Genomic DNA, 21,216 nt, shown 5'->3' with positions numbered 1-21,216 from the left:
AGAACTGTCGGTCTGTTCCGTTACGGGCGTCTCCATGGGCGCCTCTCTTACCCGAACCGACGACCGACGGGCTCCGAGGGTTGCTCAGTGGGGCAAAAGTGTGCGCTTCGCCAAACCCGTGGCGGGATCCCGCCGCGCCCACCGGGCCGGCGGACGCGGGTCGCCGCCGCGAGGACCGGGCGACCGCTCCCGGCACGGCCGCCAGGGGGCCGGACGGCCGCCCCGGCACGGCCGCCACCTGTATCGGAACCGTGACAATCGGCCCCCACCTGCACGGTCGCAGGTCCGACCCCCCTCTCTGCACTCCGCGTATACATAGCGCGTATACACCGTATGTAGAGTGGCGCCATGTCCATCGGTCACACCCTCCTAGGACTCCTGGAGTCCGGCCCCCGACACGGCTACGACCTGAAGCGGGCCTTCGACGAAAAGTTCGGTCACGACCGGCCGCTCCACTACGGCCAGGTCTACTCGACGATGTCCCGCCTCCTGAAGCACGGCTTCGTCGAGGTCGACGGGATCGAGGCCGGCGGCGGCCCCGAACGCAAGCGGTACGCCATCACGGACGCCGGGATCACCGACGTGGAGCACTGGCTGGCGACGCCGGAGGCTCCGGCGGAGTACCTCCAGTCGGTCCTCTACACCAAGGTCGTCCTGGCGCTGCTGACCCACCGCGACGCCGGAGTCGTCCTCGACACCCAGCGCGCCGAGCACCTGCGCAGCATGCGGATCCTGACCGACCGCAAACGCAAGGGCGACCTCGCCGACCAGCTGATCTGCGACCACGCCCTGTTCCACCTGGAGGCCGACCTGCGCTGGCTGGAACTGACCACCGCACGCCTCGACAGGCTCCGTGAGCAGGTGACCCGATGACCACCGCGCCCGCCGGTTCCCTGCTCACCGCGGAGGACCTGCACAAGACGTACGGGCCGACCGTCGCACTGGACGGCGCCGCGTTCTCCATCCACCCCGGCGAGGTCGTCGCCGTCATGGGGCCCTCCGGGTCCGGCAAGTCGACGCTGCTGCACTGCCTCGCCGGGATCGTGCCGCCCGACTCCGGCTCGATCACGTACGCCGGACAGGAACTCGCGACGATGAGCGACACCCGGCGCAGCCTGCTGCGCCGCTCCGAGTTCGGCTTCGTGTTCCAGTTCGGCCAGCTCGTCCCCGAGCTGACCTGCGTGGAGAACGTCGCCCTCCCGCTGCGGCTGAGCGGCACCGGCCGCAAGGAGGCCGAGCGGATCGCGCTCGGCTGGATGCAGCGGCTGGAGGTCGACGACCTGCGGGGCAAGCGGCCCGGCGAGGTCTCCGGCGGCCAGGGCCAGCGGGTCGCCGTGGCCCGATCCCTGGTCACCGACCCGCGGGTGCTGTTCGCCGACGAGCCGACCGGCGCGCTCGACTCGCTCAACGGCGAGCGCGTGATGGAACTGCTCACCGACGCGGCCAGGTCCACCAACGCGGCCGTCGTCCTCGTCACGCACGAGGCGCGGGTGGCCGCCTACTCCGACCGGGAGGTCGTCGTACGGGACGGGAAGTCACGCGACATGGAGCGCGCCGTATGAGCGCACGGCAGACAGCCAGGGATCTGGCCATGGGGGCCCGCTTCGCCGTCGCCGGCGGACGCGAGGGGTGGACCCGGCTGCTGCTGACAGCCGTCGGCGTGGGGCTCGGCGTGACCCTGCTGCTGCTGGCCACCGCGGTGCCGAACGCACTCAGCGTGCGGCACCAGCGCTCCGAGGACCGCGTGGACTACACCTTCGCCCTCACCGTTCCGCCCCGGGCCGACAACACCGTCGTGGTCGCGGACGTCAACACGACGTACCGCGAGCGGGACGTCCTCGGACGGCTGCTGGACCCGGAGGGACCGCGGGCGCCGCTGCCGCCCGGTCTGACCCGGTACCCGGCCAAGGGCGACATGGTCGTCTCCCCCGCGCTGCGTGACCTGCTCGCCTCGGACGGCGGGCGGCTGCTGCGGGAACGGCTGCCGTACCGGATCGTCGGCACCATCGGGGAGAGCGGGCTCGTCGGCTCGCACGAACTCGCCTACTACGCGGGCGCCGACGGGCTGGCCGCACAGATCAACGGCTTCAGCGTGGGCCGCATACACGCCTTCGGCGACCCGCACCCGACGCCGACACCGAGCGATCCGGTACTGGTCCTGCTCGTCCTCGTGGTGTTCGTCGCGCTGCTGATGCCGGTGGCCGTGTTCATCGCGACGGCCGTACGGTTCGGCGGCGAGCGGCGCGACCGCAGACTGGCCGCGCTGCGGCTGGTCGGCTCGGACACCCGGATGACCCGGCGGATCGCCGCGGGCGAGGCACTGGCCGGCGCGGTGCTCGGCCTGGTCCTCGGTGCGGTCTTCTTCCTGATCGCACGGCAGGCCGCGGGTTCGGTCGAGGTCTTCGACATCAGTGTGTTCCCGAGCTATCTGAACCCCTCCCCCGCGCTGGTCGTGATCGTCGCGGTCGCGGTCCCGGCCGCCGCGGTCCTGGTCACCCTGCTGGCCCTGCGCCGTGTCGTCATCGAACCGCTCGGTGTGGTCCGCACGGCACGCCCGACGCGCCGGCGCCTGTGGTGGCGGCTGCTGCTGCCGCTGGCCGGCCTCGCGATGCTCTACCCGATGATCGGCCAGGGCCGGGACAACGGCAGCTTCAACCAGATCCTGGTCGTCGGCGGTGTCCTGCTGCTGCTGGTCGGCGTCACCGCGCTGCTGCCGTGGGTCGTGGAAGCGGTCGTCGCCCGGCTCGGCTCCGGACCGGTCGCCTGGCAACTGGCGGTCCGGCGGCTCCAGTTGAGCAGTGGCAACGCGGCCCGCCTGGTCAACGGCATCGCCGTCGCGGTGGCCGGCGCCATCGCCCTGCAGATGCTGTTCGCCGGGGTGCAGGGCGACTACACCGAGCAGTCGGGCAAAGACCTCACGCGTGCCCAGATGCAGCTGGACGTCCCGAAGGGCGTCGACCTCGCGGCGGCCGCGGGCCGGCTGGCCGGGACCCGCGGCGTGCGCGGGGTCACGGCGCTGACCAGCAGCCCGGTCGGCAACAGGTCGTGGCGGGGGGACCCGACTCGCACCACCGAACTGCACGTCGGCACCTGCGCCGCGCTGCGCGAGATCGCGACGCTGCCCTCGTGCCGGGACGGCGACGCGTTCGCCGTGCGGGGCGCGAGCTACGACTCGGACACTCCGACGCTGTCCAAGCCCGGCACGAAGCTCTACGTGGACACCGCCTCCGTCGACCGCCAGCGCCAGAAGGACGTCGTGCTGACCGTCCCCGCCGGGCTGAAGCAGGCACGCCCGGCCGAGAGCCCGACCGGCGGCGAGACCGGCGGCTTCCTGCTGACCCCGGGCGCGCTGCCCGCGGGGACCGCGAGCCTGCTCAACGGCACGGTCTACCTGTCCCTCGAAGCGTCCGTGCCCGACGCCAAGGAGTACGTGCGCAACACCGCGGCGCGGATCGACCCGCGGATCGAGCCGTTCGTCTGGGCGGAGACGAAGCAATCCACCAAGTTCACCTCCATCCGCACCGGCCTGTTCGTCGGCGCCGCCTGCGTCCTGGTGCTGATCGGGGTGAGCCTGCTGGTCTCCCAGCTGGAGCAGCTGCGCGAACGCAAGAAGCTGCTGTCGTCCCTGGTCGCCTTCGGCACCCGGCGCCGCACCCTGGGCCTGTCGGTGCTGTGGCAGACGGCGGTGCCGGTCGCGCTCGGTCTGCTGCTGGCCTCGGCGGTGGGCCTGGCCCTGGGCGCGGTGCTGCTGCGGATGTCGGGCGCCTCACTGAGCGTGGACTGGGTGAGCGTGCTGTCGATGACCGGCTTCGGTGCCGCGGTCGTCCTCGGCGTGACGCTGCTCAGCCTGCCGCCGCTGCTGCGGCTGATGCGTCCGGACGGGCTGCGCACCGAGTAGCCGGACGGGCGCAGTGGCCGGACGGGCGCAGTGGCCGGACGGGCGCAGTGGCCGGACGGGCGCAGTGGCCGGACGGGCGCAGTGGCCGGACGGGCGTTGTTCCTCGTCCGGCCGGCCGACGGCGCGGCGGCCGTCCGCTGGACGTGGTCGTGCCGTCGGCCGGAGAGTGGGTCCATGTCCCTCGACTCCCTCAAGGCCCGTATCCCTGACTACGCCCAGGATCTGAAGCGCAACCTCGACTCGGTCGTCGACGGCTCCGACCTCACCGCGCAGCAGCTGTGGGGCACGGTGCTGGCGACGGCCATCGCCGTCCGCTCCCCCGTCGTCCTGCGCGAGCTGGCGCCTGAGGCGCGTACGCGCCTGACGCCCGAGGCGTACCGGGCCGCCAAGTCGGCCGCGGCCGTGATGGCGGTGAACAACGTCTTCCACCGCACCCGCCATCTGCTGTCGGACCCCGGGTACGGCTCCCTGCCCGCGGGCCTGCGGATGAACGTCATCGGGGATCCCGGCGTCGACAGGGCCGACTTCGAGCTGTGGTCGTTCGCGGTGTCCGCGATCAACGCGTGCGGTGTGTGTCTGGACACGCATGAGCAGGCGCTGCGCCGGGCCGGTCTCGGCCGGGAGACCGTGCAGGAGGCGTACAAGATCGCCGCGGTGGTGTATGCGGTGGGGACGACTCTGGATACGGAGGCGCTCCGCTTGTAGGGGTGGGTTTGGGGGCGGCCGTGTTGTGGGGGGGTTGCGGAGTTCCCCGCGCCCCTATTGGGTCGTCGCCCGGGTGCGGCAGCGTTGTGGCTGGTCGCGCAGTTCCCCGCGCCCCTTAAGAGGGGCGTCCGCCGTTGGGCGGGTGCGGCGCCGTCGTGGGAGTTGCGGAGTTCCCCGCGCCCAGCGAGCTTTGGAGGGGCGCTGTGGGGGGGGAATTGCTCTCACTGTTGGGGGGTGGGGGTTTCCGTATCGGTCGGGGTTGGTTCCTCTCGGGGGGCCGGGGGGTTGGGGCGGGTCTGGGGGGCGCTGCGCAGTGCTTGTTCCTGGGAGTACGCCCGCAGGTAGCCGACCACCGTGTTCGTGACCGCCACCAGGGGTACGGCGACCACGGCGCCGCCGATGCCCGCCACCATGCCGCCCGCGGTGACGGACAGCACGACCGCGAGGGGATGCACCCGCACCGCGCGGCCCAGGATGAAGGGCTGGAGGATGTGTCCCTCGATCTGCTGAACCGCCAGGATCACCACCAGCGTCATGCCCGCGGTGAACACGCCCTGGGTGACCAGGGCGACCACCACGGCCAGCGCGCCCGAGGCGACCGCGCCCACGAGCGGGATGAAAGAGAACAGGAAGATGAAGACGGCGAGCGGCACGGCCATGGGGACGTTCAGGAAGAAGATCCCCAGACCGATGAAGATCGCGTCGATCAGTGCGACCAGCACCGTGCCGCGGACGTAGGCCGTCAGCGTGCGCCATGCCCGCGGGCCCGCGCCGGCCACGCCGGGCCGGGCCGCGGCCGGCACCAGTTTCAGCGCCCACTGCCAGATGCGTTCACCGTCGTAGAGCAGGAACAGCGTCGAGAAGAACACCAGCAGTATGCCGGTCAGCGTCTCGACGACGACCTGCACGCCCTCCAGGCCGGCCGACGTTATCTGGTCGGTGTTGGCGCCGACCGCCTCCCGCAGGGACTTGGCGATCTGGTTGATCTGCTTGTCCGTGACGTGGAACGGGCTCTGCAGCAGCCATTTGCGCAGATCGTCGATGCCGCTCTGGACCTGGTCGGAGAGGTTGTCGATGTTCTCCATGACCTGCCAGGTCACGAACCAGCCGATCAGCCCCATCACGACGAAGCCGAGGATCCCGGTGAGGGCGGTGGCCGGGCCGCGCGGCACGCCGTACCGTTTCAGCCTGGCCACCGTGGGCTGGAGCAGCGCGGTGACCAGGAGCGCGATGACGAACGCGAACACCACCAGCTCTATGGAACTGATGACGCGCATCAGCACCCACACCGTGCCCGCCAGCACCAGCAGCCGCCAGCCGGCCTCAGCGGCGACCCGCACGCCCCAGGGCACCGCCTGCGCGGGATCCGGACGGACCACGGTCGGGACCTCGGCCGGATCCCGGTGGCTGACGGGCAGGGGCTCGGTCTCGGGTGCGTCCGGTGGATCCTCGGTGTGCTGTTCCGCCGCCGCCACCCTGCGCTCGTCCAACCGTTCGCCCATCTGCGTCAGTCCGGCTCCGACCCGGCCGAGCCATCCTGGCACTCGCGACATGATGCGTCCTTCTCCCGCATGTCCCCGGGTGCGCTCCACCACTCCTCCCAGGAATCGTCCGTACGACCGTACATGGCAACAGCCCCTCCCCGTAGGACGGGAAGGGGCTGCGCCGGGTTGAGCGGGACGGCCGGCAGTCGTACTTGTGCGGGCGGCTGCCGTACGTGTCTCAGTACCAGTTGTTCGCCTGCCAGAACGACCATGCCTCGCACGGGCTGCCGTAACGGCTGTTCATGTAGTTGAGGCCCCACTTGATCTGGGTGGCCGGGTTGGTCTGCCAGTCCGCGCCCGCGGAGGCCATCTTGGTGCCGGGCAGCGCCTGGAAGAGTCCGTAGGCGCCGGAGGAGGCGTTGACGGCACGGTAGTTCCAGCTGGACTCGTGGTTCACGATGTTGCTGAAGCACTGGAACTGGCCGCTCGCCACCATCTGGCGTGCCATCGCCTGGATCTGGGCGACGGTGTAGGAGCCCTGGACGGCGAAGCTGGAGCTGGAGACGGTGCTCTGGCTCTCCTGCTTCTTCTTCGCCTCGGCGCGCTCCTTGGCTTCCTTCGCTTCCTTCTCGGCCTTCGCCTTCTTCGCGATCGCGGTCTCTGCCGCTGCCTTGCGGGCCGCCGCCTCGGCGTCCTTCTTGGCGCTCGCGTCCGCGGCGATGGCCTGTGCGTCCGCCTGCTGTGTCAGGGAGGCGGTCTGCACCTGGGCCTGGTGTCCCGCGGGGATGTCTGCGAGGAGCGTCGCGTCGGTGGCCGTCGGGTCGGCGTCGTTGTTCTGTGCGACGCTGCCCGAGGCAACTCCGACAACGCTTCCGACGGCGGTGACCGCGGTGGCCGAGGCCACTGCGAATCCCCGGACCGAAATCCGGCTCACACGGTTTCCTTCCAGCATCGCCCGCTTCGGTGACCCTGGCGGACGCAATCGTGCCCCTGGCACTGGCCTCCCAACTGCGGGGTCACGGGAGGCGCGGGCCCGGTGGGCAACTCCCGGCTCGGGAGCGCCGCGTGGTGCTCGGGCGGCATACGACGACGCTATGGAGTTGACCATGGTGCTGTTGGTGTGCCGTTGTGCTGGGGGCACAGGTGTGTCGTATGCGGGGCCTGACAGGACTGAGACTCTGCCGTAACCCGACGCCGGTAGGCAATTCCGAGTTGCGTGTGAAAGCTCACATCCCGTTCGGCCCTGGAATTTCTCCGGATCCTCCGGACACCGCGGCGCCGCCCGGCTAGGCTCAAGCCTTTGCCGGACGGCGCCAACCAGCGAGTAACCGACCCCTAGTTGAACAGTCGGGTCAGATGCGTCCGTCCTCCAGCATTTCGGTCACAAGCGCGGCGATCTGGGACCTTTCGGATCGCGTCAGGGTGACATGCGCGAACAGCGGATGCCCCTTCAGTTTCTCCACCACGGCGACCACACCGTCGTAGCGACCGACCCGCAGATTGTCCCGCTGTGCCACGTCATGGGTCAGCACCACCCGAGAATTCGCACCGATCCGGGACAGAACGGTCAGCAGTACGTTCCGTTCGAGTGACTGCGCCTCGTCCACGATCACGAACGCGTCGTGCAGAGAACGTCCGCGGATGTGGGTCAGCGGCAGGACCTCCAGCATCCCGCGCGCGGTGACCTCCTCGATGACCTCGCGACTGGTGACCGCGGAGAGCGTGTCGAAGACCGCCTGCGCCCACGGGCTCATCTTCTCGGCCTCGGTGCCCGGCAGATACCCCAGCTCCTGCCCGCCCACCGCGTACAGCGGCCGGAAGACCATCACCTTCTGGTGCTGGCGGCGCTCCAGGACCGCCTCCAGACCCGCGCACAGCGCCAGCGCCGACTTGCCGGTGCCGGCCCGGCCGCCCATCGACACGATGCCCACGTCCGGGTCAAGCAGCAGATCGAGGGCGATCCGCTGTTCGGCGCTGCGGCCCTTGATGCCGAACGCCTCCCGGTCGCCGCGCACCAGGCGGACCGTGCCCTCCGCCGTCACCCGGCCGAGCGCGTTGCCACGCTCCGACAGGATCGTCAGACCCGTGTGCACCGGCAGGTCGGCGGCCTCGGGAACGTGGGCGTGCCCCTCTTCGAAGAGGATGTCCACCTGTTCGCCGGCCAGCGTCAGCTCGGACATTCCGGTCCAGCCGGAGGAGTCCGTGATGGCCAGTTCCGCGCGGTACTCCTCGGCGAGCAGGCCGACGGAGGATGCCTTGATCCTGAGGGGCAGATCCTTCGAGACGACGGTGACGTCGAACCCCTCGGCCTGCAGATTGCGGGCGACCGCGAGGATGCGCGAGTCGTTGTCCCCCAGGCGGTAGCCGGTGGGCAGCACGCTGGGGTCCGTGTGGTTGAGCTCGACCCGGATCGTCCCGCCGAGGTCCCCGATCGGGATGGGGGCGTCCAGGCGGCCGTACCGGACCCGCAGGTCGTCCAGCAGACGCAGGGCCTGCCGGGCGAAGTAGCCGAGTTCGGGATGGTGCCGCTTGGCCTCCAGCTCCGTGACCACCACGATCGGGAGCACTACCTCGTGCTCGTCGAAGCGGGTCAGGGCATTCGGGTCGGCCAGCAGGACGCTGGTGTCGAGAACATAGGTGCGCCGGTCGGGCTTGTGGCGCTTTGTGCTGGTCACCACGGAAGGACGTACCCCCTCGGATGAGGTCGGGGAGCGACGATGGAGCTGGGCCGGTCGTCGGCCGCGATGCACGCGCGCGGGCCGAGAACCGGCCCTCCGCGGCTTTTCCGTGCAGTGACCGCACGGTCGGGCTGGTGCAAAGGGCCTCCCGGGCGGGCAGCCCCGTGCCGCCCGCTGAGATCCGACACCCGTGGTTCGGGCGTCGGCCTGCTTGCCTTATGCCCTCCACGATGCATCGCCATGCAAATGCATGGCACGGCGCACCGATGAACTCCTTGTTACTTCCACCACAACAACGGCGAACCGGACGTTTGCCGCATGGATGGTCCGAGGGCCTTGCGCAGCCCTGCCCGGCCCGTCGTTCAGCCGCCGTAGCGCCGGTGTCGCGCCGCGTAGTCACGCAGGGCGCGCAGGAAGTCGACCTTGCGGAAGGCCGGCCAGAAAACCTCACAGAAGTAGTACTCGGAATGGGCCGTCTGCCACAGCATGAATCCGGACAGCCGCTGCTCGCCGCTGGTCCTGATCACCAGATCGGGATCGGGTTGGTCACCCGTGTAGAGGTGGCGGCCGATCATGTCGACGTCGACGGAGTCGGCCAGGTCGTCCATGGCGACGCCCTTGTCGTGGGCGTCCAGGATCATCGAGCGGACGGCGTCGGCGATCTCCTGCCGGCCGCCGTAGCCGATGGCGACGTTGACCAGTATTCCGTCGACGTGGGCCGTGGCCTCCTCGGCCTCCTTCAGCGCCAGCTGCATCGGGGAGGGCAGCAGGTCCGGGGTGCCGACGTGGTGCACGCGCCAGCGGCCGTCCGCCGCCAGGGAGCGTACGACGTCCTCGATGATGCCGAGGAGCGGGACCAGCTCCTCCTGGGCGCGGTCGAAGTTGTCCGTGGACAGCAGCCACAGGGTGACGACCTCGACGTCCGTCTCGGAGCACCAGCCGAGGAACTCGCCGATCTTGTCCGCGCCGGCGCGGTGGCCGTGAACGGTGCTGGATCCCGCGGCCTTCGCCCAGCGGCGATTGCCATCCATGATGACGCCGATGTGCTTGGGCACCTGAGCGTGGTCCAGGTGACCTTCCACCCGGTGTGCGTACAGCCTGACGAGGAGGCTGCGCAGCTTGTCGCGCAGGTTCACGTATTGTCAGCCCCTCCATACGGTGCGGGTACGTCCCCGCGGGCCCGCAGCCTACTCCTGCGGGGCTTCAGCTCGGTTCCGGGGTGCGCTTCGTGGGCGGGTCGCGCGCGCCTCTCCTGAGGACGGCGTACGCCCGCGGAACGGTTCCGCGCGTACCCCGCGAAGAACCCGGACAAACCCGCGAACCAGCACGTGGACCGGCGTACGGAAGGCGCATGAAAAAACGGGCCGGTCCGTGGGGGGGGAGACGGACCGGCCCGAGGGGGGGTTTCCACCATAACCCTTCGTGAGGGATTTCGGGTGCATCGGCGTGCCACAACTACTCTCCGAAGTCGCCCGGCGACACCCAGACGCCGCTGGAACCCGTTATTCAGATGATTTCCATGGCTGATTCACAGCGGATTCCCAGGCAATCGGACCGCGCGTCGATGGATAGACAGGCACCGGGCGTCACCGCGTCCGACCCGCCGGGCGCCGCGCCGTCCCTCCGACGGGCGACCCCCGACAGCGAACGGTGGCTTGACGGGCGCACAGAAGCATTCCGGCACCGCGCAGCCCCCTCCACCGCACGGTGCCGACCGCGCGGTTTTGCTCACGCGAATTACCTTGGTCTGAACTTAGGGGAGAGGTTCCGCAGATGCGAGACGCTCGCGGTAACGATGTGGAAACCTCATGGGCACGCGCCGCCGGAGACCGTCCGGGGACGACGCGCCCGGAACCCGGTCCCGCGCCCGCCCGCGCCCCCGACGTGAGCGGCGGTTCCCGGCCAAATCCGGGGCGCGCCCCGTGGGCCGGGCCGTCAGCGGCCCGGTTTGCGGGCGTCGAACAGGTGCCTGGTGCTGTGCGCGACGAAGGAGCCCTCGGCTTCGATCCGCTCGTGCAGGGCACGGAGCCGGGGTTCGTACGCCGCCACGGTGAAGCCGGGGACGATCCAGACCACCTTGCGCAGGAAGTGGACCACGGCGGCGATGTCGTGGAACTCCATGCGCAGCCGCTCCGCCCGCAGGTCGACGATCTCCAGCCCGGCCCGCTCGGCGCCGGCGCGCTCGTGGTCGGGGTGGCGGCCGCCGCGGGTCCGCTCCGGCTGCGGGCCGAGGAAGTACTCGACCAGCTCGAAGACGCTCGCCGGGCCGACGTGCTGCGCGAAATAGATGCCGCCCGGAACCAGCACCCGGGCGATCTCGCCCCAGTGCGGCCGTACCGGATGCCGGCTGAGGACCAGGTCGAAGGTCTCGTCGGCGAAGGGCAGCGGGGCGTCCTCGGGCGACGCGACGACCACGGCACCGCGCGGGCGGAGCAGGGCGGTGGCCTTGGCGACGTTGGGCGGCCAGCCCTCGGTGGCGGCGAGGAGCGCGGGCCGGGCCGGGGCCGCCGCGCCCAGCGCGAAGTCGAATACCTCACCGCCCCCGGTCTGGATGTCCAGCGCCGCGGTGGCCGCGGCCAGTCGGCCGGCCGCCGTACGGGCATACCCCCAGGACGGCCGCTCTTCGTCGGCCCGCCCCTCGAACCAGGAGAAGTCCCAGCCCTCGGTGGGCACGGCGGCGCCTTCGGCGACGAGTTCTTCGAAGGAACGCCCACGGCCGGCGCGCGGTGTCCCGTCACCCGCAGCCGCACCCGCACCCGCAGCCGCACCCGCTGCCGCCGCGCTCACGCCCGTCTCGTCCATGGGGAGATCGTCGCAGGATCCCCTCCCCGACCGCTCCTGATTTTCTCCCCGGCCCGCGACCGGCCCGCCCTCTCGTGTTCCGTAGGTTCCGTCATCTCCCCGCCCGCAGATCCCCCGAGTCCCCCGTGCCCTCCGTACCGGCCGGGGTCCGCAGGACGAGGAGGACGTGTCCCGCGTCGTCGCGACCGCCGCCGGAGTCCTCGAAGCCGTGCCGCTGGAGGAGGCGGACGGATGCCGTGTTGCCCGCGAACGGGTCGGCGTACAGCGGCCGGGTGCGCTCCTGCCGGAGGAAAAGGCCGAGCGCGCGGGACCCGACGCCCCGCCCCCAGTACGCCCGCCCCAGCCAGTACCCGACGAACCGCCGTCCGTCGTCCCCCCAGGAAACGATGTTCCCGGCGATCTCACCGTCCTCCGTGACGGTCCGCACCAGGGAGTCGGGATCACCCAGCACCCGCCCGCGCCAGTGCGTCAGGAAGGCGTCCCGCTCCCGGGGCGTGAACCTCGACCGCCGGACGGCCTCCGGATCGTGCTCGTAGGCGAGGAAGATCTCCAGATCGGCATCGACCACCGCACGCAGTTGGACGACCCCCGTCTCCGCATGCCTGCCACGCCCTTCCCCCAACCGCCCCGTACTCATTCCCGTACTCATCCCCGTCCCCCTCCCGGTACCGGACCTGTCTCCGGCTCGGACTCCGTCTCGGCAACCGAGTCTGGCAGGCCCCACTGACAATCCCCGGGGTCGGACGCCTACAGCCGGACAGCCGGATGCCTACGGCAGAAGGGGCCGGACCTTCTCGGCGGCGAACCGCACGAAGCCCTCGGGGTCCGGTTCGTCCTCCGTCGGCTCCAGGACCACGGTGTCGGCCCCGGCGGCCGCGTACTGCCGTACGGCGTCGGCCACGGCTGCCGCGTCGCCGGCGACACCGACGTCGGTCCCGGCCCGCGCTCCCCGGGCGGCCAGTTCGGCACGCACCCGGGCGGCGGCATCCGCGCCGGTGGCCGTGAGCAGATAGACGACGACCTGGTGCCGCCCGCTGCGCCCCGCCGCCGTACGTCCCTCGTCGATGAGCTGCCGGGCCCGGCGGACGCCGTCCGGCGACGTGTCCGACGTGAGAATCGTGCCGTCGGCCGCCGCGCCGGTCAGCCGCAGCGTACGAGGGCCGGTGGCACCGGCGAACACGTCCACGGCCGTCTCCGGCGGCCAGTCGAGTGCGACGTCGTCCAGCTTGACGTACCGCCCCTCGACGTTGAGCCGCTCACCGCGCAGCAGGGCGCGCAACGCCTCCAGGTGCTCCCGCAGCAGTGTCATCGGGGACTCGGCGCGCACCCCGACCTGCCCCATCCACTCCTGCACACCGTGCCCGACACCGACGACGGGCCGGCCCGGGAACATCCGGTGCAGGGCGGCCACTTCCATCGCCGTGATGGCGACGTTCCGCAGCGGCACGGGCAGCAGTCCGACTCCGATCCGCACCCGCTCGGTCCAGGCGAGCGCGGCAGCCGCGGTGGAGATCCCGCCCTCGCGGAAGCAGTCCTCCCACAGCCAGAGTTGTTCAAGACCGGCCGCGTCCGCCAGCCGCGCCACCGCCTGAAGCCGCTCCGGGGGAAGTTGGGGCCGGAAGACAGCGCCGAGTTCAGTCATGGGGAGTTCCTATCCTGCACGCGAGTGATCGAAAACCTGTTTTCGTCTGCGCGTCAGCCGTGAGTTTGCCGGATCCGCTCTCCCCTCCACTCCCCTGCCTTGCCGCCCTGCCCTGCCCTGCCCTGGCAGACGAGCGGACGAGCCCGTGCGCTCCACACACAGCGCGCCAGGTCGGCATTGAACCTCTGGATGGTCGCGACCGTTGTAGGGACACGCGCCGAGGCCGCCTCATACCGCCGGAGAGCCTTCCACCTCTTACGGTGGCGTGAGATCGGCGATGTTCTTCGGCGTTGTGTACGGATCCAGTCAACTCACCACAGGAGTGAATGTGGCAGACGAGATGTCCATGCCGGATTCTCAGGAAGACCCTTCCCAGAATAATCCCCTCTGGCACGACGAATACATGAACCTTAGGGAATTTGAAAACTTCGATGCCATGCAGCAAACATATCTCAGCCTGCAAATGGCCAATATGAGCCTCGACGAAAACTCGCACGCATATGCCGTCAATGCGAACGAAATGTCAGAAATGTACCCCCAGTACATACAGGCATACAATTACCACTATCGCCCGGAAGAATATCGGCCAGAATTGATTCCGCCGGTGGTGCGCGTGCAGAACACCACGCCCCCTGAGCGGCAGTCACCGCCCCGCCAGTCTCAGGTAGCCGCTGCTGCTCACTCGCACCCGGAAGGCCTTTCGGCTTCCTGGACACGGCGCCCGCCGGAACAGGGACAAGATCGAAGGGGCGGTTCAAGTCAGAGCACTGGAACAAATCAGAGTGCTAGTGCAAGTCAGGGCTCCGCTTCAAGTCAGAACGCTGGTGCAAAGAAGAAGCAAAGGAGGAAGTGACTGTCCTCGCAGGGCGGCGTCCAGGATGAGGGCGGCGTCAGGGCTTCGGCTAGGCGGTATGCCGTCCGTTTCGTGATCGCGTGAGTCCGGCGTCGTTTCCGGACCGCTTCCGGTTCGTCAGCGGTTGACGGCTTGGATCTCCTGTACGACCACGTCCTGCGTCGCGCCGAACGAGCCATCGGGCAGATCACCGCCGGCGCCACCGGTACCGGTCCAGGTGATCTTCCAGGTGACCGTGGCCCTGAGCGGATACGAACCCCCACCCGAGGAATGCAGGTACTTCACGCCGCACGGCGGAGTCCGCTCGGCCTTGCCCCGCGCATAGGGCTCCCCGATGCTGCCACTGCCGCTGATCTCGCACACACCGGATGCCGGATAGGTGACGGCGTCCGCGGTGCCCGGCTCGATCTTCAAGGAGAGCGGCTCCGCCGTCGCCGTCGCCGTCAGGTCGAGCACCGGAACGGACGCGGTGACAGAGACCGGCTTGAACTGGGCACCGTCGAGCCAGGCCCAGGTCGGCAGGTTCACCTTGGTCTGCCCGGCGGGCGCCAACGTCACCTTGGTACCCGGGACACGGATCTCGTTGTAGGCCAGTCCGGCCAGAATCTCCGGAGTGATGACGTTCTTTATGTCGGCGGGTGGGACGTCGCCCTTGTCCACCCAGAAGTAGTCCTCATCGCAGGCGTCCCAGCCCGGGGGATAGCTCTTGTTGACGTATGAGCCCCACCAATAGCCGTCACCGGTCTTGTCCTTGTTGAAGCCCTTGTCGGGATCGAGAGCGTTGTACTTCTCACGCTGCTGGGCATCCCACTCGTAACCCGTGGAATCAGCCGCCCAGATCGGCTCCAAGTACGCCTGCAACTGTGCCGGTGTGTACTTCGGGGCATACCAACACGCGGGGGGAGTCCAGGACGTGGTCGACGCCAATGGGCCCGCCGAGTTTCCGGTGCCGTTCTTCGAATGGTCGAAGACGACGCCGGCCACGGTCACCGAGAGATCGCCTTTCCCATTGGTGTTGGCCTGCTGTTCGGACTGGCGATTTCCGTCCTCTCCACGTCCACCGGCATACGCCACGGGAGCCATGAACACAGCAACACAGGCACATACGAGAACACTTGCGCCTCTTGCACAGTTCACTACGACTGGCACGCCTTGTCCCCCCGAGTAGATGAAACGACAGTGGTCTGCCAAACCCCCGCGGAGTTCTTCACCAGCTTGGTGTGGTACAGCACGTAGCTATCCGCTGTCGTCGGCGTGTTCTTCACCTTGTTGGTCTTCTTGTCCTTGATGAACGACTTGCTCTCGTCGGAGCAGTAGGTGACGTACGCCCCGTCGTCACCCGAGAGAGACACCTTGTAGTCGTAGTAGCGGGTCTCACCGACCCACGTATGCCCCTTGTCGATGTATCCGAGCGCATAGGAGATCGACCCGCTCAGTGCCTTGTCCCGGTTGTAGAAGCCGAGCGCCTTCGTGTCGGTGGTGCCCTTGAGGATGGCTTCGTCAACGGAGTTGACGCTCAACGTGCTGTCTGCGAGCGCCGCGTCCTTCGTCGCGTCGCCGGTCTTCTCGTACTCGAAGACGTTCTTCGCGTCCGACGGGAAGGTGATCTTCGGACGAGCGGCGGAGTCCGAAGCGCTCGGGCTCGGGGAGGCCGACGTCTCCTTCCCCGTATCTGCGCCCGCGATCTTGTCGTTGTCCTTCCCCTTGGGACTGTCATCGCTCCCGCACGCGGACAGCGACAGGGCCGCAGTGGCGGTCAGCGCGATCACTGCGAGCAAGGTGGGGCGGCGGTTCACGGTCGACTCCCGGTGACTTGAGACTTCTCTTCAGCGAACCAACGCTATCCAGGGACCACGGCACCACACCAGGATGACACCGCTCGACTGACGCCGCGTATGAGCTCAAATCATCTCTTCACCAACTCTGTTGCGATGCAACCGTTACCTCGGATGCCAGCCCGTTCGCGATGCACTGCGGCGAATCCTAAGTTCCAGTTGTGTACAGAAAATGGCCAACGCCCCTGCATACACGTTCGGACAGCGTGGAAGCTACGGCCGAGGCAACGCCTGTCTGTACCTTGAGACGGGCGCTCAGTCAGCCTCTTCCAACCTGACGGGTGGTTGGACTGGCAACCCCGGCGACGGACATGAAGCAAGCGCCGTCGTGACTCTCGAACTCGCCAGATGATCAAGATGGAGAGTGCTCAAATTTGCGGGGTCAGGTCACCGAGATTCGCCACTTGCCGTGGTCGGACAGGGTGACGTATCCGTGCTGCGGGAGACGCAGGGTGCCCTTCTGGTTGACAGCGGAGGTGAAGCGGATCAGCTGCTTCCCGCCGTTGGCCGGCGTGTAGATGATGGTGCCGGGGGAGTCGATGAAGTCGTAGTGCACGACCGGGGCGTATTCAAAGTAGGGCTTGGGGCTGAAATAGCCGAAGGTCTTGGTTCCCTTTCCCTGGGCTGTTTTGATCGGGAGCCGAGGCAGCGCATCACTGTCCACGATGCGCAGCTTCCACCGGCCCAGGCCGCTGGCGGCGTCGTCGCCCACCATGACTCGCCAGATGGCGAGGGCGTCACAGTCGGCAGGCAGGACGATGTGCGACGGCCCGGTCCAGCCGATGGTGACGAGCGCGTCCTGGGCCCGTTGGTGATAGGGGCCCTTGCGCACGGTCGATAGGTTGAAGCTCGTAGTCCATCCCGCGCGGAACTCCAAGAGGACCGGCTTTCCGTCCCCTGCGCCGGGTATCTCGACAGTCCGGCTGCGCCAGCCGGACCATTTAGCAGACGTGGTGCTGCCCACGTTCCCTCCCCCGTGTCGGTTGCGAAGCGCTCGGGAGGCATGGTGGCACGCGGGTCCGGGCACTGGCTCCGGTTGCTGCGCAAGAGGCGAATTTGGCAATCTCCTGCGTGCCGGGCATCGCCGACGTCGGGGCGGCCTCCGTCATCGGAAGACCGGCTTCTGCACCTGGCAGGGTACCGACCGAGGAGGGTCAGGGAGCTTCGCGACCTCGCCCCTGTTGAACCACCCGTCAGGTGGGTAGGGGCTCAGTTTCAGCGAGTAACACGCGCACCGATTACGGAGCGCTTCACGCCGGCTAGCTGGGCTCGGGAAAGTGCCTCAGGCGAGATCTCTTGCTCGCCGCCGGTCCGCGCTCCAACGAGCTGGTAGAGCAGAAACAGACGCCTCGGGCCAGGAACCGCGACTACTCCAGCAAAACGTGGGTCGCCGGCGAACCAGACTGTCGCCACTTGAGCGGTCTTCTCGGTGTCATAGCCACGGCCGAGACGACGCCGCCACCACACGGATCGCACATGACCGTGAAGGATGACCCGAACCAAGGTGTCTGGTTGGTCAGGATTAGGAAACGCAAGCCAGACATCACCGAGCTTCGCCCCGGGGATTTGCCCAATCCCGCTCTCAGGAGTCTCTTCACTCCACCACGGGTACACCTTCAGGATTCGGCGCATCTGCACGGCTGAGACAATGTACTGACGCTGGATAAAAGCTCGGTACAACGCGTAGAGGGAGACTGGCAACAAGAACCACATCGACCATTTCCCCAGAAGTATCATGGGCACGAAGGCGCCGAGGCTCATTACTGGCCAGAGTACCTGACCAAGAACGGCGAAGGTGAATAGTTTTGTCCAGGCGTCTTTAGTTGCGGCATCGTCCCACGCGACGGAAGACGCTGGTGAGTTTGACGTGGAGGACATGTCACATATCGCCATCATGGGGCAGTAGCGGATTGTCGAAGGTAACCATGCGGGCAGTCTCCCGTAGCAGAACCTGCTGACTTGCCCTTGCCTGCCGCGGCCTTCTTCAGCGCCTCTTCGAGGGCCTTGTCCACTTCGTTGTAACTGTCCTTGCTCTGGCCGATGATCTTCGCAAGGCCCTCGGTCTGCTCACCGATCTGTTCGGTGCCGTACTTCCAGTCCTCCTGGAAACTTTCACACGCGGCATCCAGGTCGTCCGTGCCCAGTCCTGTGACGGTGGCATCACTCAACGCCCTACGGAGCCCCTTCAGGGAGTCGCTCGATTTCCTCAACATCTTCATGAAGTGGGCAAGTTCATCGTCGTCAACGGCCAGCCGGTCCGCCATTCGGTCTGCTGCCTCTCCCCGTTGCTTACGGCGTGCATGAGCCTGCCAGCGTATCCGTTTCCCCCAGGACGAGCCGGACGATCCCCCGCGCGGATGGCGGGAGTTCGCCTGACTGCGCCCCTTCCGATCCAAGGCGGTCAGCGGTTGACGGCTTGGATCTCCTGTACGACCACGTCCTGCGTCGCGCCGAACGAACCATCGGGCAGATCGCCACCGGCGCCACCGGTGCCGGTCCAGGTGATCTTCCAGGTGACCGTGGCCCTGAGCGGGTACGAACCCCCACCCGAGGAGTGCAGGTACTTCACGCCGCACGGCGGAGTCTGCTCGGCCTTACCCCGGGCATACGGCTCCCCGATGCTGCCACTGCCGCCGATCTCGCACACACCGGATGCCGGATAGGTGACGGCGTCCGCGGTGCCCGGCTCGATCTTCAAGGAGAGCGGCTCCGCCGTCGCCGTCGCCGTCAGGCCGAGCACCGGAACCGACGCAGTGACAGACACCGGCTTGAACTCGGCCCCGTCGAGCCAGGCCCAGGTCGGCAGATTCACCTTCGTCTGCCCAGCGGGCGCCAACGTCACCTCCGTACCCGGAACACGAATCTCGTTGTAGGCCAGACCAGCCAGAATCTCCGGAGTGATGGCATTCTTCACATCGGCAGGTGGGGCATCGCCCTCGTCCACCCAGAAGTATTCCTTGTCGAAACAGGCGTCCCAGCCCGGAGGGTAACTCTCGTCGACGTACGAGCCCCACCAGTAACCCTTGCCCGCCTTGTCCTTATTGAAGCCCTTGTCAAGATCGAGGGCGTTGTACTTCTCACGCTGCTGGGCATCCCACTCAGAACCCGTCGAATCAGCCGCCCAGATCGGCTCCAGATACGCCTGCAACTTTTCCGGAGTGTATTTCGGCGCATACCAACAGGCCGGCGGCGTCCAGGAAGTGGTCGACGTCAGCCGACCCGTGGAGTTGCCGGTGCCGTTCTTCGAGCGGTCGAAGACTACGGCGCCGACGGTGACAGAGAGGTCGCCTTTGTCGCTGGCGTTGGCTTGCTGTTGCGTATCAGTCGACTCCAGCGTGCCTCCGGTAGGTGAATCGTCGGCGCTCGCCATGCCAGGGCAGGCGAAGAACGACAGACACGCGCAGGCAGCAACCACACCAGGAATCTTCTTGCTTCCATTTGTCAGGGCTGGCACTTGGCGCTCCCCCTCTGTGAGTCGATCCTCTGGATCGCCCAGACGCCCTTGTCGTTCTTCTTGAGTGAAGTGTGATAGACCACGTAACTTTCAGAAGTGACCTTGGTCTTTCTGGCCTCGTTGGTCTTCAGATCCTTCACGTATGCCTTCCCCTGATCCTCGCAATAGCTGAGGGAAGCACTGCCGCCCTTTTCGACGGCCACTTCAGGGGCATAGAAGCGGTAGGCTCCCGTGATGCTGACCTTGGCGTCCACATATTCCTGAATGAACTTCTGCGCGCCGGCGGCCGCTTCACCCTCGTAGTAGTAGAGGTACGCCTTGTCAACTGCGTCCTGGTTCACGATGGCAAGGTCCACCGCCTTGATGGACTGCTCTCCATCAGCCAGGATCGCGTCCTTGTCCTTGTCGCCCGTCCTGGGCCAGTCGAAGGTATAGGAAAGGTCGGACGGCAGTTCGATCTTCGGGCGGCCGGCGCTCATCGAAGCCGACGCGGTCGGGGACGCCGACGCCTCACTCCCCGTGTCCACGCCCGCGATCTTGTCGTTGTCCTTCCCCTTGGGACTGTCATCGCTCCCGCACGCGGACAGCGACAGGGCCGCAGTGGCGGTCAGCGCGATCGCTGCGAGCAAGGTGGGGCGGCGGTTCACGGTCGGCTCCCGGTGACTTGAGACTTCTCTTCAGCGAACCAACGCTATCCAGGGACCACGGCACCACACCAGGATGACACCGCTCGACTGACGCCGCGTATGAGCCCAAATCATCTCTTCACCAACTCTGTTGCGATGCAACCGTTACCTCGGATGCCAGCCCGTTCGCGATGCACTGCGGCGAATCCGAAGTTCCAGTTGTGTACAGAAAATGGCCAACGCCCCTGCATACACGTTCGGACAGCGCGGAAGACTGCCGCAGGAGGTGTCCGGGATGGGGCGATGGCGGGACGGGCAGGGGACATTGATTGTTCGGGGGGAGAGAGGTGAGGTCTCGGTTCCGTTGGAGATCGCCGCCTCTTATCGGGCTCGCACCCGAGGGCTGCTCGGGCGGGACGCCGTCAACGGGGCGATCATGCTCTCGCCCGCCGGCAGTGTGCACACCTTCGGCATGCGCATCCCCATCGACGTCGCCTACCTCGATCGCCGTCTGAACGTCATCGCCGTACGCACCATGAAACCGGGGCGACTCGGGCTGCCCCGGCTCCGATCCCGGCATGTACTGGAAGCGGAGGCCGGGGTGATGGCGGTGTGGGACGTGCGGGTCGGGGGGACGGTGGAGATCGTGGCGGGAACGGGCACGGAGGGCGGGTGAGTCAGGCGGGTGGACTGCCCGTCGGCCGCTTGCGCGGGTCCGCCAGATAGGCCCGTGCACCGTCCCTCGGCAGCACCGCCCACATGCGCGTACCCCAGGCCGGTTCGCGGGCGTCGTCGAAGCCCCAGGCGCCACAGCACGCTTTCACCACGCAGGACAGCACGCGCAGCGCGGCTCGGCGGCGGGCTTCGCAGGCCGATGCCGCGTGGCGGCCGGAGTGGTGGGGGTGGCCGTCGTAGAGGGTCACGCGTAGGGCCCTGTCTCGGTAGCGGAGGGATACGTACACCTCCGTGGTGGTGAAACGGCAGGCGCAGGAGGCCAGTTCACCCACCACCTGGACGGCAGCGTCCGTCACGTCCTCCAGGCCGTGGGCGCGCAGGATCGTGCGGGTCGCCGCCCGGATGATCGACGGGCTGTACGGCGCCGCCGGGAGCGTGAAGCTGTAGGCGAGCGTTTCGGGGGTGGGAGGAGCGGGAGGACGGTCCACGGCGGGTGGTGGCGGACAGGTGGTGATGGGTGCGGGCATGGGAACAACTCCCTTGGCATGCAGGTGGATTGGTGTG

The 21,216-nt window shown here is 68.0% G+C and carries 21 protein-coding genes; 6 read left to right on the top strand and 15 right to left on the bottom strand.

Annotated features, from left to right (window positions below):
* Nucleotides 1-348 precede the first annotated feature (348 nt).
* The 4 genes from ACFY2B_RS02985 (at nt 349) to ACFY2B_RS02970 (ending at nt 4,603) form a co-directional block, all read left to right on the top strand.
* Nucleotides 349-873 carry a PadR family transcriptional regulator gene (locus tag ACFY2B_RS02985; RefSeq protein WP_390761340.1) on the top strand — a complete coding sequence of 175 codons (525 nt, stop codon included), beginning with the start codon at nt 349-351 and terminating at the stop codon, nt 871-873.
* On the top strand, nt 870-1,562 hold the full coding sequence (locus ACFY2B_RS02980; protein WP_390761339.1) for an ABC transporter ATP-binding protein: 693 nt from the start codon (nt 870-872) through the stop codon (nt 1,560-1,562). Before ACFY2B_RS02985 ends, ACFY2B_RS02980 begins: the two co-directional genes overlap by 4 nt.
* Nucleotides 1,559-3,898, top strand: a complete 2,340-nt coding sequence (locus tag ACFY2B_RS02975; RefSeq protein ID WP_390761338.1) for an ABC transporter permease — start codon at nt 1,559-1,561, stop codon at nt 3,896-3,898. Before ACFY2B_RS02980 ends, ACFY2B_RS02975 begins: the two co-directional genes overlap by 4 nt.
* A 174-nt stretch (nt 3,899-4,072) precedes the next feature.
* Entirely contained in the window at nt 4,073-4,603 is a 531-nt protein-coding gene (locus ACFY2B_RS02970) for a carboxymuconolactone decarboxylase family protein (protein WP_390761337.1), read from the top strand.
* A gap of 221 nt (nt 4,604-4,824) precedes the next feature.
* On the opposite strand, the gene ACFY2B_RS02965 is transcribed toward ACFY2B_RS02970, so the two are convergent.
* From ACFY2B_RS02965 to ACFY2B_RS02935, 7 genes are all read right to left on the bottom strand, one after another.
* The gene (locus ACFY2B_RS02965) at nt 4,825-6,156 is read right to left on the bottom strand and encodes an AI-2E family transporter (protein WP_390761336.1); all 1,332 of its coding nucleotides are present in this window, start codon (nt 6,154-6,156) and stop codon (nt 4,825-4,827) included.
* Between the two features lie 169 nt (nt 6,157-6,325).
* The gene (locus ACFY2B_RS02960) at nt 6,326-7,039 is read right to left on the bottom strand and encodes a transglycosylase SLT domain-containing protein (RefSeq protein ID WP_390761335.1); all 714 of its coding nucleotides are present in this window, start codon (nt 7,037-7,039) and stop codon (nt 6,326-6,328) included.
* 400 nt (nt 7,040-7,439) lie between these two features.
* Entirely contained in the window at nt 7,440-8,765 is a 1,326-nt protein-coding gene (locus ACFY2B_RS02955) for a PhoH family protein (protein ID WP_376535980.1), read from the bottom strand.
* Nucleotides 8,766-9,127: 362 nt separating this feature from the next.
* On the bottom strand, nt 9,128-9,901 hold the full coding sequence (locus ACFY2B_RS02950) for an isoprenyl transferase (protein ID WP_390761334.1): 774 nt from the start codon (nt 9,899-9,901) through the stop codon (nt 9,128-9,130).
* 799 nt (nt 9,902-10,700) lie between these two features.
* Nucleotides 10,701-11,567, bottom strand: coding sequence for a methyltransferase domain-containing protein (locus ACFY2B_RS02945; protein ID WP_390761333.1), 867 nt, complete (start codon nt 11,565-11,567; stop codon nt 10,701-10,703).
* A gap of 91 nt (nt 11,568-11,658) precedes the next feature.
* Nucleotides 11,659-12,204, bottom strand: a complete 546-nt coding sequence (locus ACFY2B_RS02940) for a GNAT family N-acetyltransferase (RefSeq protein WP_390761332.1) — start codon at nt 12,202-12,204, stop codon at nt 11,659-11,661.
* 132 nt (nt 12,205-12,336) lie between these two features.
* The gene (locus ACFY2B_RS02935; protein ID WP_390761331.1) at nt 12,337-13,209 is read right to left on the bottom strand and encodes an LLM class flavin-dependent oxidoreductase; all 873 of its coding nucleotides are present in this window, start codon (nt 13,207-13,209) and stop codon (nt 12,337-12,339) included.
* Between the two features lie 328 nt (nt 13,210-13,537).
* Between ACFY2B_RS02935 and ACFY2B_RS02930 the strand changes: the two genes are divergently transcribed.
* Entirely contained in the window at nt 13,538-14,062 is a 525-nt protein-coding gene (locus ACFY2B_RS02930) for a hypothetical protein (RefSeq protein ID WP_390761330.1), read from the top strand.
* Between the two features lie 117 nt (nt 14,063-14,179).
* Here the strand turns inward: ACFY2B_RS02930 and ACFY2B_RS02925 are convergent, their stop codons facing one another.
* The 7 genes from ACFY2B_RS02925 to ACFY2B_RS02895 all read right to left on the bottom strand — a co-directional run bounded on the left by ACFY2B_RS02925 (nt 14,180) and on the right by ACFY2B_RS02895 (nt 19,998).
* Entirely contained in the window at nt 14,180-15,145 is a 966-nt protein-coding gene (locus ACFY2B_RS02925) for a hypothetical protein (protein WP_390761329.1), read from the bottom strand.
* Nucleotides 15,146-15,198: 53 nt separating this feature from the next.
* Nucleotides 15,199-15,858, bottom strand: coding sequence for a hypothetical protein (locus ACFY2B_RS02920; RefSeq protein WP_390761328.1), 660 nt, complete (start codon nt 15,856-15,858; stop codon nt 15,199-15,201).
* 421 nt (nt 15,859-16,279) lie between these two features.
* Nucleotides 16,280-16,861, bottom strand: a complete 582-nt coding sequence (locus tag ACFY2B_RS02915) for a hypothetical protein (protein ID WP_390761327.1) — start codon at nt 16,859-16,861, stop codon at nt 16,280-16,282.
* Between the two features lie 251 nt (nt 16,862-17,112).
* Nucleotides 17,113-17,775: a hypothetical protein gene (locus ACFY2B_RS02910; RefSeq protein ID WP_390761326.1), complete on the bottom strand. Its 663-nt coding sequence runs from the start codon at nt 17,773-17,775 to the stop codon at nt 17,113-17,115.
* 14 nt (nt 17,776-17,789) lie between these two features.
* Complete coding sequence (locus tag ACFY2B_RS02905) at nt 17,790-18,161, bottom strand: hypothetical protein (RefSeq protein ID WP_390761325.1); 372 nt, start codon at nt 18,159-18,161, stop codon at nt 17,790-17,792.
* A 137-nt stretch (nt 18,162-18,298) separates the two neighbouring features.
* A complete protein-coding gene (locus ACFY2B_RS02900) occupies nt 18,299-19,267 on the bottom strand; it encodes a hypothetical protein (RefSeq protein ID WP_390761536.1) in 969 nt (322 codons plus the stop codon).
* A 71-nt stretch (nt 19,268-19,338) separates the two neighbouring features.
* Nucleotides 19,339-19,998, bottom strand: coding sequence for a hypothetical protein (locus tag ACFY2B_RS02895; RefSeq protein WP_390761324.1), 660 nt, complete (start codon nt 19,996-19,998; stop codon nt 19,339-19,341).
* A 274-nt stretch (nt 19,999-20,272) separates the two neighbouring features.
* On the opposite strand from ACFY2B_RS02895, the gene ACFY2B_RS02890 reads away from it, so the two are divergent.
* A complete protein-coding gene (locus ACFY2B_RS02890; RefSeq protein WP_390761323.1) occupies nt 20,273-20,653 on the top strand; it encodes a DUF192 domain-containing protein in 381 nt (126 codons plus the stop codon).
* A 1-nt stretch (nt 20,654) separates the two neighbouring features.
* On the opposite strand, the gene ACFY2B_RS02885 is transcribed toward ACFY2B_RS02890, so the two are convergent.
* Complete coding sequence (locus tag ACFY2B_RS02885) at nt 20,655-21,179, bottom strand: ATP-binding protein (RefSeq protein WP_390761322.1); 525 nt, start codon at nt 21,177-21,179, stop codon at nt 20,655-20,657.
* Between the last annotated feature and the right edge of the window lie 37 nt (nt 21,180-21,216).

The sequence above is a fragment of the Streptomyces sp. NPDC001270 genome, from assembly GCF_042896695.1.
Lineage (GTDB): Bacteria > Actinomycetota > Actinomycetes > Streptomycetales > Streptomycetaceae > Streptomyces.
The sequence above is the reverse complement of the archived record's forward strand: the minus strand, read 5'-3'. Positions and strand labels throughout refer to the sequence as shown.